This window comes from Peribacillus simplex (assembly GCF_900156045.1).
In the GTDB taxonomy this organism is placed as follows: Bacteria; Bacillota; Bacilli; order Bacillales; family DSM-1321; genus Peribacillus; species Peribacillus simplex_D.
This window is the reverse complement of record NZ_FTMX01000001.1, coordinates 217,567-231,855: the sequence shown is the minus strand read 5'-3', so window position 1 is coordinate 231,855 and position 14,289 is coordinate 217,567. Positions and strand designations below refer to the sequence as shown.

The 14,289-nt window shown below is 39.6% G+C and carries 14 protein-coding genes and 1 other annotated feature; of the genes, 3 read left to right on the top strand and 11 right to left on the bottom strand.

Annotation, left to right across the window (positions count from 1 at the left end):
- Position 1 precedes the first annotated feature (1 nt).
- The 3 genes from BW986_RS01080 to BW986_RS01070 all read right to left on the bottom strand — a co-directional run bounded on the left by BW986_RS01080 (position 2) and on the right by BW986_RS01070 (position 2,891).
- Positions 2-1,591 carry an ATP-binding protein gene (locus BW986_RS01080; RefSeq protein ID WP_260320503.1) on the bottom strand — a complete coding sequence of 530 codons (1,590 nt, stop codon included), beginning with the start codon at positions 1,589-1,591 and terminating at the stop codon, positions 2-4.
- A 205-nt stretch (positions 1,592-1,796) separates the two neighbouring features.
- Positions 1,797-2,255 carry a VOC family protein gene (locus tag BW986_RS01075; protein WP_076364335.1) on the bottom strand — a complete coding sequence of 153 codons (459 nt, stop codon included), beginning with the start codon at positions 2,253-2,255 and terminating at the stop codon, positions 1,797-1,799.
- 123 nt (positions 2,256-2,378) lie between these two features.
- Positions 2,379-2,891, bottom strand: coding sequence for a GNAT family N-acetyltransferase (locus tag BW986_RS01070; protein WP_260320501.1), 513 nt, complete (start codon positions 2,889-2,891; stop codon positions 2,379-2,381).
- A 344-nt stretch (positions 2,892-3,235) separates the two neighbouring features.
- Here BW986_RS01070 and BW986_RS01065 point away from each other — a divergent pair, with 344 nt between their 5' ends.
- Entirely contained in the window at positions 3,236-4,624 is a 1,389-nt protein-coding gene (locus BW986_RS01065; RefSeq protein ID WP_076364331.1) for an L-cystine transporter, read from the top strand.
- A gap of 109 nt (positions 4,625-4,733) precedes the next feature.
- On the opposite strand, the gene BW986_RS01060 is transcribed toward BW986_RS01065, so the two are convergent.
- The 3 genes from BW986_RS01060 to BW986_RS01050 form a co-directional block, all read right to left on the bottom strand.
- A complete protein-coding gene (locus BW986_RS01060; RefSeq protein WP_260320499.1) occupies positions 4,734-5,735 on the bottom strand; it encodes a hypothetical protein in 1,002 nt (333 codons plus the stop codon).
- Between the two features lie 345 nt (positions 5,736-6,080).
- On the bottom strand, positions 6,081-6,737 hold the full coding sequence (locus BW986_RS01055) for a phosphatase PAP2 family protein (RefSeq protein ID WP_076364327.1): 657 nt from the start codon (positions 6,735-6,737) through the stop codon (positions 6,081-6,083).
- 228 nt (positions 6,738-6,965) lie between these two features.
- Positions 6,966-8,315, bottom strand: a complete 1,350-nt coding sequence (locus BW986_RS01050) for an amino acid permease (RefSeq protein WP_076364325.1) — start codon at positions 8,313-8,315, stop codon at positions 6,966-6,968.
- 60 nt (positions 8,316-8,375) lie between these two features.
- Positions 8,376-8,613: a binding site (T-box leader), on the bottom strand.
- A 258-nt stretch (positions 8,614-8,871) separates the two neighbouring features.
- On the opposite strand from BW986_RS01050, the gene BW986_RS01045 reads away from it, so the two are divergent.
- Positions 8,872-9,282, top strand: a complete 411-nt coding sequence (locus tag BW986_RS01045; protein WP_076364323.1) for an HTH domain-containing protein — start codon at positions 8,872-8,874, stop codon at positions 9,280-9,282.
- 473 nt (positions 9,283-9,755) lie between these two features.
- Here BW986_RS01045 and BW986_RS01040 read toward each other — a convergent pair whose 3' ends face one another.
- Positions 9,756-9,983, bottom strand: a complete 228-nt coding sequence (locus tag BW986_RS01040) for a hypothetical protein (protein WP_076364321.1) — start codon at positions 9,981-9,983, stop codon at positions 9,756-9,758.
- Positions 9,984-10,186: 203 nt separating this feature from the next.
- On the opposite strand from BW986_RS01040, the gene BW986_RS01035 reads away from it, so the two are divergent.
- On the top strand, positions 10,187-11,350 hold the full coding sequence (locus BW986_RS01035; RefSeq protein ID WP_076364319.1) for an MFS transporter: 1,164 nt from the start codon (positions 10,187-10,189) through the stop codon (positions 11,348-11,350).
- Positions 11,351-11,409: 59 nt separating this feature from the next.
- On the opposite strand, the gene BW986_RS01030 is transcribed toward BW986_RS01035, so the two are convergent.
- Genes BW986_RS01030 through liaF form a run of 4 tightly spaced genes read right to left on the bottom strand, consistent with a single transcriptional unit; the run spans position 11,410 to position 14,258 of the window.
- Positions 11,410-11,805, bottom strand: coding sequence for a hypothetical protein (locus tag BW986_RS01030; RefSeq protein WP_260320492.1), 396 nt, complete (start codon positions 11,803-11,805; stop codon positions 11,410-11,412).
- Positions 11,806-11,834: 29 nt separating this feature from the next.
- The gene (locus tag BW986_RS01025; RefSeq protein ID WP_076364317.1) at positions 11,835-12,476 is read right to left on the bottom strand and encodes a response regulator transcription factor; all 642 of its coding nucleotides are present in this window, start codon (positions 12,474-12,476) and stop codon (positions 11,835-11,837) included.
- Positions 12,469-13,515, bottom strand: coding sequence for a sensor histidine kinase (locus BW986_RS01020; RefSeq protein ID WP_076364315.1), 1,047 nt, complete (start codon positions 13,513-13,515; stop codon positions 12,469-12,471). Before BW986_RS01020 ends, BW986_RS01025 begins: the two co-directional genes overlap by 8 nt.
- Positions 13,512-14,258, bottom strand: a complete 747-nt coding sequence (gene liaF / locus BW986_RS01015; RefSeq protein ID WP_076364313.1) for a cell wall-active antibiotics response protein LiaF — start codon at positions 14,256-14,258, stop codon at positions 13,512-13,514. The genes BW986_RS01020 and liaF overlap by 4 nt, the downstream gene beginning before the upstream one ends.
- Positions 14,259-14,289 lie beyond the last annotated feature (31 nt).

The window sequence follows — 14,289 nt, the reverse complement described above, 5'->3', positions numbered from 1 at the left end:
CTCACGCCTCCTTTTCTGCTTTTATATCCTTCGGGAAGGTGATTGTAAATCTTGCTCCGCCCAAATAACTTTGACCAATATAAATTTCACCACTTAAAAGACCAATGGAGTTTTTTACAATGGCCAAGCCGATCCCATGATTTTCCCCATTTTTAGTCGTATATCCATCTGTAAAAATAATATCTTCCATTGCATGAGGGATACCTGGACCGTTATCCTCAATATCAAATATAATTTCGTTTCCTAAATCAGTAAACGAAACTTTGACCTTTCCCTCATTTTTGTTTTTTTGCCGTGCTGCCTCCATCGCATTATCGATGACATTACCAATAACGGAAACCAAGTGATGGGAATCCTCAGGTTTTAATGAACTGTTTAAATTGCTTTCCTGTTCTATTTCTAATATAACCTGCAATTCTTTTGAACGGTTTATCTTTCCAAGTAAACAGGCGGCGATTAACGGATCTTTAACCGATGACATAAGAAACGAAATGATATCTTGCCTCTCCCTCACTTCAGAAGAGATGATATTCAATGCCCTATCATATTGTTTTAAACTTAGTAATCCATAAATGGTATTTAATTTATTTAAAAACTCATGGTTTTGTGCCCGCATATTTTCTGAAAAGGCCTTGATTTCTGAAAATTCATTTGTTAATTGTTCAATTTCGGATACTGTTCTTATTGTTAAAACGATGCCCCTGACGTCATTATGATTTAGGATTGGGGATAAATCCAAAATGTATAGCTGTTGGCCTAAAAGTAACTTACGATTGAACTGTCCCTCTTTTGTGCTGATTACTATTTTGATGAGTTTTTCTAAATGCCCATTCACAACCCGCTTTCCCACCATAAGCTGATGATCATGAAACAATTCACGTGCTCTTTTATTCATGGAAGTAACCTGTTTTTCAATATTAATCGTAATGGTAGCATATCGAATGGCATCAAGTGTCGCTTCCCTTTCTTGAAATAGAAAAGAAATTTCCTCCGGCTCAAGACCTAAAATAAGCTTTTTTAAGCGTCGCGCTATAAATATTGCCCATAAGATTCCTACACCAATTGGGATAAGTGACAAATGAATAATCTTCATTTTATAATCGGATAGTTGATCTTGCACATTCTCTACCAAAAACCCTACAGATGAAACACCGATAACTTCCCCTTTATCATTCCAGATAGGCGCCTTAGCTTTAATCGCTGGACCCGAAATCCCATTTCCTTGATAAATAATTGATTTGTGTTCAATAAGTACTGCATCATTACTAGTAGCAGTAGGCTTCCCAATATATTCTGGATTAGGATGGGAGTATCGAAGTCCTTTATGGTTCGCAATGGTTACATAATCGGCACCTGTTGTTTGACGAATCATTTCTGATGCGGGTTGAATCACCTCTGAGGGCCTATTATCGTTAAATGCCCTGATGATCGTTGGATTTTGGGCTGCTAATTTAGCCACCGTCATTGCTTGCTTACCCATCTGGTTTTCGACGATGTCTTCCAGCAGTGTAGAGAATAGAAGGCTCACAAGCAAGGTACTGATAAAAACAACGAATATGATAAGTAATGTCATCTGAGTTAATAAGTTCACTCTAATTTTAAACTCCACATTTATGCCCTTAACCTTTCTGTAATAATTGCTCATACTCGCAGAGTATAAAAATACAATGATGTTTCGTATCACATATGGAATTGAAATAAAAATTCCACATTTTTTAATTCTAAATTTCTATGTAAGAAAACAGTTTATTTATACCATGATTGAGACTAGACGGGAAACGTTTCCTTTACAGTGTTCACTTAGTTAATAGATCTTCCCATTCTTCAAGTGAAAGTTTTTCAGTCATATGCTTATATGCATCGGGGACTTTTATCGAACACATAAGTTCCAGACTATTGCCATCAGGATCACTGAAGTAGACGGAAGCGTTTCCTTGGTTCGGACGCACAAAAGGTTCAATCGATGTCCTTTTTCCAAAAGGGACGACTTCAATTTTTAGGGATTGGAGCCAGGTTAATGCATTTTTCATATTTTCATAGGATACCCGAAATGCGATATGCCTTAGTGAAGGGTGGTATGGAGTTTGATATTCTTTCCCTTCCCATAATCCGACCCAGCTTTTGTTTTCCTCTATCCAAAAGAAGGCAGTCTCTTCATCCCTCCAAGCTAGCTTCAAGCCTATTTTCTTATAAAAATCCATAGAGATGGCCAGGTTCTTTACGGGCAGATGGGCTTCATATAAACCTTCTATCATATTATATTATCCTTTCTCCTTTTAAGTAATGAAATCTTTTGCCGCGAAAATATCTCGGGATTATTTCTTCTTCTCTTAAATCGTTTACAATTTTATGCGGTTTATTAATAGAAGAAAATAGATTTAAAGGTTCCTTATATAATGGTAGAATATTAGCTTTTGACCCGTATCCGCACTAATTTCCTCATTAATCGAAATCCGTTCAAAACCGTTTTTCACTAAAACCTTTTGGGAGGCAAAATTGTCGCTTGTCGTTTTGGCTTGGATTTGAGTCACATTCAATCCCGGCGCCAGATTAACCAAAAGCTTTAAAGCTTCGTTCGCTATCCCCTTTTGCGTAAACGCTTCACCAATTCTGTAACCGACATGAGCCGTACCATTCTTGGGATCGATATCCACAAGGTTAATCCTGCCGACGATTATGCCTGAACGATCCTTAATTAAATAAAATGAGGAGATGGCATCTTCTTGTTCTTTTAATAATTCCTTATGCCTGATCTCTAACGTTCCAAAGCTATAATAATCATCTCCCCTGCCTGGCACCGTTTGCTCGAAAAAACTTCTATTATTGCATTCAAAGGCAAATAACGCTTGTGCATCCTGTTCATTTAGCCTGTGAATGTATATATCCATCATTCCTTCATCCTTTCAAAAAACGCTAAGATATGCGACCTGATATATCATTCAAGAAAACCAAGGGCTTATCCTTCCTGCTAAATATATAACGAATATTTTTTCATTCAAAAGTCTTTAGCAGCAATCAACATCCTTCCCAACAAAACCAGGAATTGCTCACAAAGAATTGGTAGTGGATGATATTGTGACTTCTTTTTCTGTCCATGAATAGAGATATATACATGAATTACTTGAAAAGTCAAAAATAAATTATTTTCTTCTGGTAAAAAATCAACGGATGATGTATCATAGTCATCAGATATTTATTATTCTTATTAGGTTAATCGGAATTAGGAGGAATATATATGATTGGTTATGTGTTTTTAAATCTTGCCATAATGCTCGTTCTTTTAGGCGTTTTATTTTACATGAGTAAGAAGCATGTTTCCTTTACAAAAAGGGTCTTTACTGGACTTGGTTTAGGGATTGTATTCGGGCTTCTATTGCAGTATTTCTTTGAACCCCAGTCTGAAGCGATCATTAAATCTGTCGATTGGTTTAACATTGTAGGTTCCGGCTATGTCAAGTTCCTGCAAATGATCGTCATGCCGCTTGTCTTCATTTCAATCTTATCCGCATTCACAAGATTGAAGCTGACTAGCAATATTGGAAAGATCAGTGTCCTGATCATCGGAATCCTGCTTGGAACGACTGCGATTGCAGCAGCTGTTGGGATCACCTCGGCAACTGTATTCAATTTGGAAGCCGTTCAAATTGAGCAAGGGGAAGCGGAGTTAAGCCGCGGAGATCAAATCTCGGAAACATACGGTACGATTCAGGATAAAACGATGCCGCAGCAGATCCTTGAATTGATTCCGTCCAATCCGTTCCTTGATTTAACGGGAGCACGTCCGACATCAACCATTTCCGTTGTAATTTTTGCTGCATTCCTTGGGATTGCCTATTTAGGAGTCAAGCGCAAGCAGCCTGAACATGCTGAATTTTTTGCTAAAATAGTAGATACATTGCACAGCATCATCATGCGTGTCGTAACATTGATCCTGCGTTTAACGCCATACGGGATCTTGGCGATCATGACGAAGACGGTAGCTACGAGTGATTTGGATGCCATCCTGAAATTGGGGAAATTCGTGGGAGCCTCTTATGTCGCACTGATCGTCATGTTCCTCATCCATTTGCTATTGCTGATGCTTGCAGGATTGAACCCAATCGTATATTTAAGAAAAGCTTTCCCGGTATTATCGTTTGCCTTCACCTCAAGAACAAGTGCAGGAGCTCTTCCATTGAACATCCAAACACAGAAACAACTAGGGGTGTCGGAAGGTATTGCCAACTTTGCCGGATCCTTCGGCTTGTCGATCGGTCAAAACGGCTGTGCCGGAATCTATCCGGCCATGTTAGCGGTCATGATCGCTCCAACGGTTGGAATCAACCCACTGGACCCTTCATTCATCGCCATGTTGATTGCCATCGTGGCCATTAGCTCTTTCGGGGTTGCAGGTGTAGGCGGAGGAGCAACATTCGCTGCCATCCTGGTATTATCTGCAATGAACTTGCCAATCGCCTTGGCCGGACTGTTGATTTCCGTCGAGCCATTGATCGATATGGGAAGAACGGCAGTGAATGTCAGCGGAAGCATGACTTCCGGCATTCTGACCAGTAAAGTGACGGGTGACCTGGATAAGGAACAGTTCAGCGAAGAATCATCTTTGAAAATTGAAGCTGAAATGTAAAAGAAAAAAGCATCGGACTTCCTGTAAAGGGAGGTTCGATGCTTTTTTTCATGGGCTGCCGGTATCAAATATATGTTAGCAGACACACGCCATGCTTTACTTGTACATTTTAAGGAATAAATAGATGCCAGATATTTTCTTGTTTCTTATATTTTCCCTTTATTTCTCCAACACCATCAATTGTAAACGAATCACTGTTTTCAATGGGGCTTTTCCCTAATATCAGATGTAATTTATTTATATATTTAATTCCATTACCAACATGGGCAATAACAGGTTGTTGAAAAAGAAAGTCTTGGTTGTTCATTCTTACTATTATAAAGCTCTTATGTAAAAGTCTATCTTCTAATGGGATGATATTCATCGGGTCAAAGGACTCAGCAGTTATTTTCCCTTCAATATATAGATGAATTCCTGCTTGTTCATTATACTTTTCAAATGCTTTCATTCTCTTTTCCATGGCAAAGTTAACGACTTCCTCTGTTTCAGAACTTACCTTCACATCAGTTATTAAAGCTGCCATATAGTCACCGGTATGCTGTTTTAATAGGTCATATAGTGTTTCTTCTCTATCAAAAAAACTTTCCATCCAGCCTGATGAAAGCTCCTCCAGTAACAAACACATAAACAAACTGGAACTATAACAACTTCTTCTAATACTAGAAGTAGATTCATATTTGTTTATTAATTGTTGTGCATACTTTTTTAAAACTGAATGGTAATCAAGCGGGCTTTTTTCCGAGTAAGCCCTTAATTCGACATACCACGCAGGCCCCTCAATGGTTTCAATCAGTTTTTCATATGTTAGGTACTCTTCAATACTGGCTGCTCTTTTTTCCCTTAGGGCAATGAAAGCATCAAGGTATTGTTTCTTCTTCATTATGTTATTTTCCAACAACGCATGATAAAGATTTGTTCTTTCCTGATTTCGCAATTCCACATTTTCTTTTGACAACGGATATGTAATTCCCATCATTTCATCAGGAAACCGTTTTTCATCTTTAATATGCTGATAGCCGTGAAATAATTCGTGGACCACCATTGAATACAAATCTTCATAATCCTCATACGAATCCATATTAACAATTGCGGTTGGATATTCTTCATACAAAATAATTGTGTCTCCAGTAAACCTTTCATCCCACTTTGAAATATGATATGTACATTGTGGATTGTTACTGAATTTGGGATGATTGAATAGATAAACACTTCTCTTATCATATAAAGCATAAGCAACAAGTTCAAAACCCGGCCAATAATTTTCCAACTTCGCTTTAACCAAGTCTTCAGCCATTCGATTAAGATAATGAGACATTCTTTTCCTCCCTCCATTGTTTCAATTCGATAAAAACATAATATCATATAACATAAATATCCAAATTATTAATAGACAAAAAGCCACTGTAACTTATCAGCTCATGGGAGCTAATATAATTACAGTGGCTTTTTCCTGTGGTCACTTTTTAATTTGCCTCGCTGCGTAATGATTGGCCTGATAAGCCGATAGGGCTTGGAACATATACTGGACAGCTGCATATACCCCGCATGCTAGAAGAATCCCTGCGAGTACATCCAATACAGCATGCTGTTTCGTAAATAGCGTGGAGAGGATAATCAGTGTTCCGAATGCAGTGACACTGGCATACTCCCATTTATGCTTTTCTTTCCGCTTATGGGCGACGATCATCATGATGAATGTAGTAAGTACATGAATGCTGGGAAGACAGTTGACAGGTTGATCATGACTATAAACGATTCTCATTAAATGGGCAAAGATATCGTTCCCCACCACTTCTGGACGGGGGACTGTCGTTTGCCAAAGGCAATAAACAAGAAAACAGAGAAGTTTCCCCGATATCAAACTGCCTAATCCTACGAAATAATGCTTTCGGTCAACAAAACAGTAATAAATCAGCAATCCATAAATATATGGATACCAAAGTAAATAAGGCACGACAAATTCTTTAATAAAGGGAATCTCCCCATCTATTATAGTCGTAACATCGACAGCATGACCTGAAGATTGGTTGATGATTGAATAGATGGAACTAGTAATCACCAAAAGTAATAAATAATATAACGGGTGAAAGGATAAGATGGAATTGTTTTTCATAGCTCGCTCCGGCTTTCAATATATTGGTTTTTTCCAAAGATTATTATACAACATTTTTCACTAGATTCACTCTTTAATTGCTAAAGTTAATGATTCCCATGAACTAGTAAAATGGATATCTCTTACTTTTAACGCGACCAAGAATACATAACGAAAGCCATGGCATGCTACCATGGCTTGAAACTGACACTTATATGCGAGAAGGCAAAAGCGATATTCCCGCTTTCTCTAGATTTTGTTGTGGCGTTTTTTCCATACAAACGTCAAGGAAATGAAGATATAGATGCAAAGTGTAATGATCGTAACGATTATGGATGTCGTGAAAATGATTCCAATCAGGATCGTTATTAAAGCGATGATCGCAGCCCAAGTCGTATACGGGAACCATTTTACCGAATAGGCACTTGTTTTTCCGGACTGTTGTTTACGTGATTTCAAATGGGCGAAAGCAATGATCAACCAGATGAATAATACGGTATATCCCAGCGAACCCATAAGGAAATCGAATGTCTTGCTTCCAGCAAATAAGGAAATCAGTACACCGCCATATAAAGCGGAAGTACACATCAAGATTGCGGGAACAGGTACTTTCTTCTTGGATAAACGGGAAAAGATTTTCGGAATGCGACCATCCACTGCTTGTGTATATAGAACGCGGGATGAACCATACAACCCGGAGTTCATCGATGAAATGATCGCTAATAGAACAACGGCGTTCATAATATGGTCGGCACCAGGAATCCCGATCATTTGAAAGACCATTACAAACGGACTTACCTGCACCCCGTTTACTTCATTCCAAGGAATTAAGCTAACGATGATGAAAAAAGGAATGATATAGAAGGAAATGATCCTGACCAATGTACTGCGAACGGCTTTTGGAACCACTTTTTCAGGATTTTTCGTTTCAGCTAATGTGACCCCGATGATTTCCGTACCGCCATATGAATAGATTACCACCAGCATCGCCGTGATCAAACCTGTCGATCCATTCGGAAAGAACCCGCCATGCTCAGTCAAGTTAGAAAAACCGACGGCTGTATGATCACCAAAAGTAACGAGCAGCAATAATAATCCAGCCATGATGAACACAATGATGACGGTAATTTTAACTAAAGCAAGCCAGTACTCCGTTTCAGCAAAAACCTTTACCGACAGCAAGTTAACCGCAGTAACTAAAACCGAAACAGCTAATGCCAGTATCCAGATTGGATATCCAGGCAGCCAATATTGAAGGAAGATCGCCGCAACCACTGATTCGGCTGCGATATTCAATACCCACATTTTCCAATAAATCCAATCCAGGAAATAGGCAGGATACTTTCCTAGAATCGATTGGACCAAATCCCTGAATGTGCGTGCACCGCTATTGCGGACCGCCATTTCAGCTAAACCTTGCATGATGAATAATAGGATGATGCCTCCTATCAAGTACGCAATGATTACGGAAGGTCCTGCCATATCAATGGCTGAACTGCTTCCTTTAAATAAACCTGCCCCGATGGCACCGCCTAATGCCATCATCGTAATATGCCTTGAAGTCATTGTCCTCTGTAAATTCCGTTTGTCCGTTTCCATATCCTTACCTCCCAAAAAATCAAAAAAAGCATATCGTCTCTTCCTTCATAATCAAATGAAGAAAGAGACGATATGCCTTAAGCTTACCGCGGTACCACTCTTATTGGCTCTTTTCTAGAACCCTGCTTTAAAAACCTTGTAACGAAGGTCAATCGTTAAAACAAAAGAATGGAATCATTCCAATCTTTCACTTTACCACTCCCAGGCAAGTTCAAAGTATCATTGGACTGCGTTGCACCAACCCGCAGCTCTCTTTACCGAATAATGTTCTTTTACTACTCCTGATCATTGCGTTTCAAAAATTAAATTATATCTGAATATTTTTAATAATATCCAATACTATACGGACTCGAATTAAATTTGTCAATAACTTTCTCAGGATAATATTTTCAAAGAAACAAATCATGGGAAATCGCGTTAAGCCAGCACTATGAAATCAGTAAAATACTATTTGGAATAAAGTTGATGCATTACTGGGGAATTGCTTTTTCACGGTTAATGATTCTGTTTCTTAAAAGTATAATAGAGTTAAAAGTGAAAGAGGGGGTTATTTAAGATGATTGGTCATGAACCTAAAGAGTTATTAAGAACTCTTCTAAATGATTATAAAATGCCTGCAGCATCATTAAGTAAAATTACAGGAATATCTGAGCAAGTCATTCTAGATTTTGCAAATGGTGAAAATATTCACTCCACGGTAACTCAAACAGAAATGATGGACCTAATAGATTTAGTGGGCCTATTAGTCATAGGCGTGCCTTCATCCGATGCAAATGAAAGGGTCTCTGCTATAACTCAAGCACTGAACAATGAATTTGGTATACCAGTAGAGACGATTTCCTTATTCTCTAATCTTGAGTGTGAAGATATCGAAGAATTCATGAAAGAAAAGGATTCTCTGTCAATTGAGAAAAGATACAACCTTGCAGTAACCGTCCTTTTTTTGCATTATATCTTTAAAAGATGATTATTTTATTTATGAAACACCTACCCGGGTCTGACTTTAATTTATGCAACGGAGCATTTCCAGGACAAACAAAATGTTTCAGCAACCATGCTTCAGTAACTTCCCTTTTCGGTGTCTGAATATTCACATTAGAATTGGGGTATGATCCTAATATAAACATAAACTAATAAGACCCCATGCTCGATACATGAGGGTGATAACTGCAAGAGTAAGCAACCATTTTTCAGAACGATTTCACCTTGGTCAGAAGAAGAACCACTACTGCCTTGTGGGGATGAGTGGTTCTTTTTCCGTTTCTTGGAGAACGCAGACAGGATTGCCGTAATTAAGCTTAATACCTTCCCTATCTTTAATTAGATGGAAAGGCAAAACCGTGACCTTCTTCCAATCCATCATCCATAATTCCCACTAGAATAACCGAACACTAATTTCCTGTTTACCTTATCAAATTAATCTAATCTAAACGTTTAAAACTATATCCCTAACCATGATGCAGCGACCATCAGGACCCCAACGACAATCACTATAACCGGTCCTACAACAATTAATCCAAATAGCAATGAGACTACTGCGTCCAGGAAGATTCGTAATGGTCCTGCTTTTTCCTTTTTATTTGCTTGATCCTTTAATAAGTCTTCAAGATGACCGACTTTTTGCTTCAATTCCTGCAACTCCTGAATCACTTTTGTGTCTTGATCCATTAAATATCACCCTCTTCAATTAACAATAAGTGTTAATTCTATCATTTACATCCATTTTTAAAAAGTGAAATTTAACCTCGAATCCAACTCTATCTTTCTATTTTCATCCTTAAAATTAAAACTTTTTTTTCAAATTCTGTCATAAATGATACAATAACAAGGTTGAAATCAATCTATAGAACACGTGAGGTATCCTATTTTTTATGAAAGCAATACGATTATTAAAGGGTTTTAACTTTTTATATTTTGGACTGCTTGCCATTTTCATTCCGTTTCTCCCAGTCTATCTGGCTGATCAAGGTTTGCGTCCTGCCCAAATCGGCTTCATCGTCGGTACAGGAGGTTTTGTCACCCTCATCACCCAGCCTTTATGGGGAATGATCAGCGACAAAACAAGGACGATACGAAAAGTCCTGTTGTTACTCATCTTTTTCTCGAGCGTAATCGGTTATTTCCTCTATGATTCAAGCAGTTATCTTCAGCTCATCCTCTTTGCCATGCTGCTATATTTCTTTCTGATGCCGATTGATCCCCTGACGGAAAGCCTTAACTTTACGATGGCAGAGAAATCCGGGATCAGCTACGGCTCGATCCGGACATATGGTGCATTGGGCTATGCGGTCATATCGCTGATCACCGGCTATGTTATGTCATATTTTGGAGCGAACAGCCTGGCCTTCCTTTTTGCGGGCATAGGATTGATCAGTTTCATTATCAGCTGGATGATGCCTGATGCACCCGTATCAGGGAAACCTGTCACCTTTAGCAGCCTTAAGCACTTTTTCGGCAATAAAGAGACGCTTCTCTTTCTGTTATTGGTCTTTATTTGTGCTGTTCCAGCAAGGATGAACGATACTTTCCTTGGAGTGTATATCCGGGAACTTGGAGGAAGTGCCAAGCTTGTAGGCTTGACCTGGTTCTTAGCGGCTGGAAGTGAAATCGTTGTGTTCGCCCTAAGCTTCTGGTGGCTTCGCAAGGGTAAGGAAATTATCATCATTTCGTTTGCAGCAGCGTTTTTCTTTATCCGTTATTTCATCTCTGCGTGGATTACCGATCCACAGCTATTAGCTTATTTGCAAGTCATGCAGCTATTGACTTTCCCGATTTTCTACTCGGCGGCCATCCAATATCTGTATCGGATCGTTCCGGTGGAATGGCGTGCCACAGGCCAGACCGTACTGGCGCTGCTATTCTTCGGGGTTTCGGGAATCATTGCTTCTTATGTAGGCGGAGCCATATATGGGGCTTACGGCGGTAAGACCCTCTACCTGTTCATCTCCTCCATCTCCTTTATAGGAATGGTATTCGCTTTGGTTCTTTATCGGATATACGGCAAGAGGCTCGATACTTCAGAGGAAGCCGTATAATCTAAAAAACTGTATAAAAAAGAGCATGTTTTGATCAAAACATGCTCTTTTTTATACAGTTAGCGAAATAATGGGGCAACCGTTAACATTAGCACAGAGAAGCAAAGCAAGATTGTCGTTGTCCTGTTTGAGAGTTTTACTTGTCCGGCATTTTTATAGAACCCAGAAAATTGAAGGCGATTTTTATAGAGTACATAAAGTAATGGAAAAATTGCCATACCAACAATCCATCCGCCTGCGGTATTCTCTACGGTTATTCCAAAAATCGCATAGATTGAATTAATGATGAACCCCATTATCATACCAATAACAAGAATAATAGTGATTATACGAAATAATTCTAAGATAACTCTTAACATCATTTCACCTGCTTTTTTCCCGTATCCGTAAAAAAAGGCTGCAATCAGCAACCTTGAAAGAACTTTACGGGATGGGTAGTTCCCTAAATATAACAAAATTTCCTCTATTGGTAAATAGGCGCACTCTACTCTTCTTCTGGAACGAGCGAATGTTTAAATGCGTAAATCACTGCTTGCGTGCGGTCCTGTACGGCAAGCTTACTTAATATATTACTGACATGCACTTTAGCTGTTTTCAGGGCTATGTATAGTTCATCGGCAATTTCCTGATTCGTTTTCCCTTGTGTCATCAGCAGCAAAATTTCCATTTCACGGTTTGTCAATTGATCATGAAGCTGGGTGACCTTTGGGCGACGCAACTTCTCCATCATTTTTCCCGTCACTTCAGGTTCAAGTACGCTTTGTCCCTGGAAAGTGGAACGGACGGCTCTCGCAATCTCGCTGGCCTTTGATGTTTTCAACATATAGCTCGTCGCTCCGGCTTCCAATGCCGGGTATACTTTTTCATCATCCAGGAAGCTTGTCACAATGATGATCTTTGCTTCAGGCCATTTTTCGATAATTCGTTTCGTCGCTTCTATGCCGTCCATTTCCGGCATCACCAAATCCATCAAAATGATATCCGGACGCAATTCCAATGCCAGCTCGACAGCTTTCAAGCCATTGTCCGCTTCCCCGATCACTTCGATATCCGACTGTGCGGATAAATAAGCCGATACCCCTATCCTTACCATTTCATGGTCATCGACAAATAATACTTTAATCATCATGATCACCTCCAGCATTTAATAATGGGATTTTCACTTCAAGTTTCGTTCCTTTATTCGGAACGCTTACAAGTTGCATCGTTCCGCCTAATTCAACAGCCCGTTCATGCATGTTTTGCAGACCATATGATCCCGTTTTCGACTCCTCGACGTTAAAACCGATGCCGTCATCCGTTATCCGTAAAATGATCATCCCATCACGAACGATCAATAACACTTCAAGCGAATTCGCTTTTGCATGTCTCAGTGTATTGGAAATCGATTCTTGTAAAATCCGAAACAGATGGTCCTCAATCCCCTTATCCAGAGTGACAGGCTCCATCTTCCAATTTATATCCATCGTCACTTTTTGGGCCAATTCCAAAAGAAGCTCCTTCATTCCTTCATGCAAAGATTTTCCCTTTAATGCAACAGGTCTCAAGTGAAGCAATAACGCCCTCATCTCAAGCTGGGATTGATGGATCATTTCTTCCACTACCTTGAATTGTTTCATTTCCGTTTTTTCCATATCGGATTGTGATTCGGTGATGGCCGACATGAACATCGAAGCTGCAAACAATTGCTGGCTCACCGAATCATGCAGCTCCCGCGCCAAACGGTTTCGTTCCTGGGAAACGATTTCCTGGATCTGTTTCTCCTGATCGATGGCCTTTTCATTCGCCATTTTTTGCGATAATTTTGTCTGCTCATTGATTTGCTTATGAATCAGTTGCATCCGTTCCGCCATTTTAGCCATCTCTTGGACCGGATACGTTTCCTGTTGCGAAGGTAAGCGGCCCTGTTCAAGTAAATGCAGCCCTTCATCCACCCTTTCGAGCTGCCTCTTCCAAAACATTCCCGAAACGACTCCATAAATCAGCCCTACCGTCATGACCAGGCTTGGCAGGAATATGACGAAGGGTAATCCCATGACCATTTTCTCCCACAATAAACTCCAGTCGGATAAAGGAAAGATGATGAAAACCGCCGCCGGCAAGGCAAGGGAAAGAACGAAAGCAACACCAAGGGCGATCAATATCTGCCGTGTCAGTATACTCATATACGCTTCACCTCTAAATCGCCAACTAAGATTGAAGTGATGATATGAACCTTGTGATCCGTTTCATTGAACCCTTCCGTTTGGTAGGAGTAAATTTGATTAAAGACCCTGGATTCAGGCTTATTTTCAAAAATCCGCGCCCTGCCTGCAATGACAGAATGATGGACCCTGATTTCGATGCCATACGGTACAAGCACAGTGATATTGCCAATGATATTCCTGATGGAAATGACAGCGTCGCCTTTCGGTAAAATCGTTTTGCTTAAATCGATAACCGTATCACCGACCCCGCCCTGAACATTCACGGAATTCCATTCATATACATGCTCGGCCGTCTGTTGATGACCAAACAACTTATTTTTAAATAGATAATCGGTTTTCAGCAATCGTTCCTTATTGATCTTTTCTTCGTCCGAATCATCATTGGTTAAAATGGGACTGACCCAATCAGGATTCTTTTTGGACTGATAATATAAAAACAATAAATAAATGAGGATCGCCATTAGGAAAAATTTAAAGACGAACATATTCAAGACATTGATGATAAGGGAAATCAGCCCTATGAAAAATAGGATTTTCCCGATTGTCCGTTTGGTGAATTTCCTGCCTAAATAGATGCATCCTATTGAAAAAGCGAGGGAAAAAAGGAGACCTCCGCCCGTAAATGCAATCTCTAAAAAAATCAGGACGACTCCGATGAGAAGTATCCATCCCATATAGTCCGTCTTCATCTTGTTCAACATCGGTTCGCCTCCCCTGCATATGATCATGATA

Bases quoted from the DNA above. Each gene is read 5' to 3' on its own strand.
- BW986_RS01075 (WP_076364335.1), bottom strand. From the start codon at position 2,255: ATGATAGAAGGTTTATATGAAGCCCATCTGCCCGTAAAGAACCTGGCC.
- BW986_RS01070 (WP_260320501.1), bottom strand. From the start codon at position 2,891: ATGATGGATATATACATTCACAGGCTAAATGAACAGGATGCACAAGCG.
- BW986_RS01065 (WP_076364331.1), top strand. From the start codon at position 3,236: ATGATTGGTTATGTGTTTTTAAATCTTGCCATAATGCTCGTTCTTTTA.
- BW986_RS01055 (WP_076364327.1), bottom strand. From the start codon at position 6,737: ATGAAAAACAATTCCATCTTATCCTTTCACCCGTTATATTATTTATTA.
- BW986_RS01050 (WP_076364325.1), bottom strand. From the start codon at position 8,315: ATGGAAACGGACAAACGGAATTTACAGAGGACAATGACTTCAAGGCAT.
- BW986_RS01045 (WP_076364323.1), top strand. From the start codon at position 8,872: ATGATTGGTCATGAACCTAAAGAGTTATTAAGAACTCTTCTAAATGAT.
- BW986_RS01040 (WP_076364321.1), bottom strand. From the start codon at position 9,983: ATGGATCAAGACACAAAAGTGATTCAGGAGTTGCAGGAATTGAAGCAA.
- BW986_RS01035 (WP_076364319.1), top strand. From the start codon at position 10,187: ATGAAAGCAATACGATTATTAAAGGGTTTTAACTTTTTATATTTTGGA.
- BW986_RS01025 (WP_076364317.1), bottom strand. From the start codon at position 12,476: ATGATTAAAGTATTATTTGTCGATGACCATGAAATGGTAAGGATAGGG.
- BW986_RS01020 (WP_076364315.1), bottom strand. From the start codon at position 13,515: ATGAGTATACTGACACGGCAGATATTGATCGCCCTTGGTGTTGCTTTC.
- liaF (WP_076364313.1), bottom strand. From the start codon at position 14,258: ATGTTGAACAAGATGAAGACGGACTATATGGGATGGATACTTCTCATC.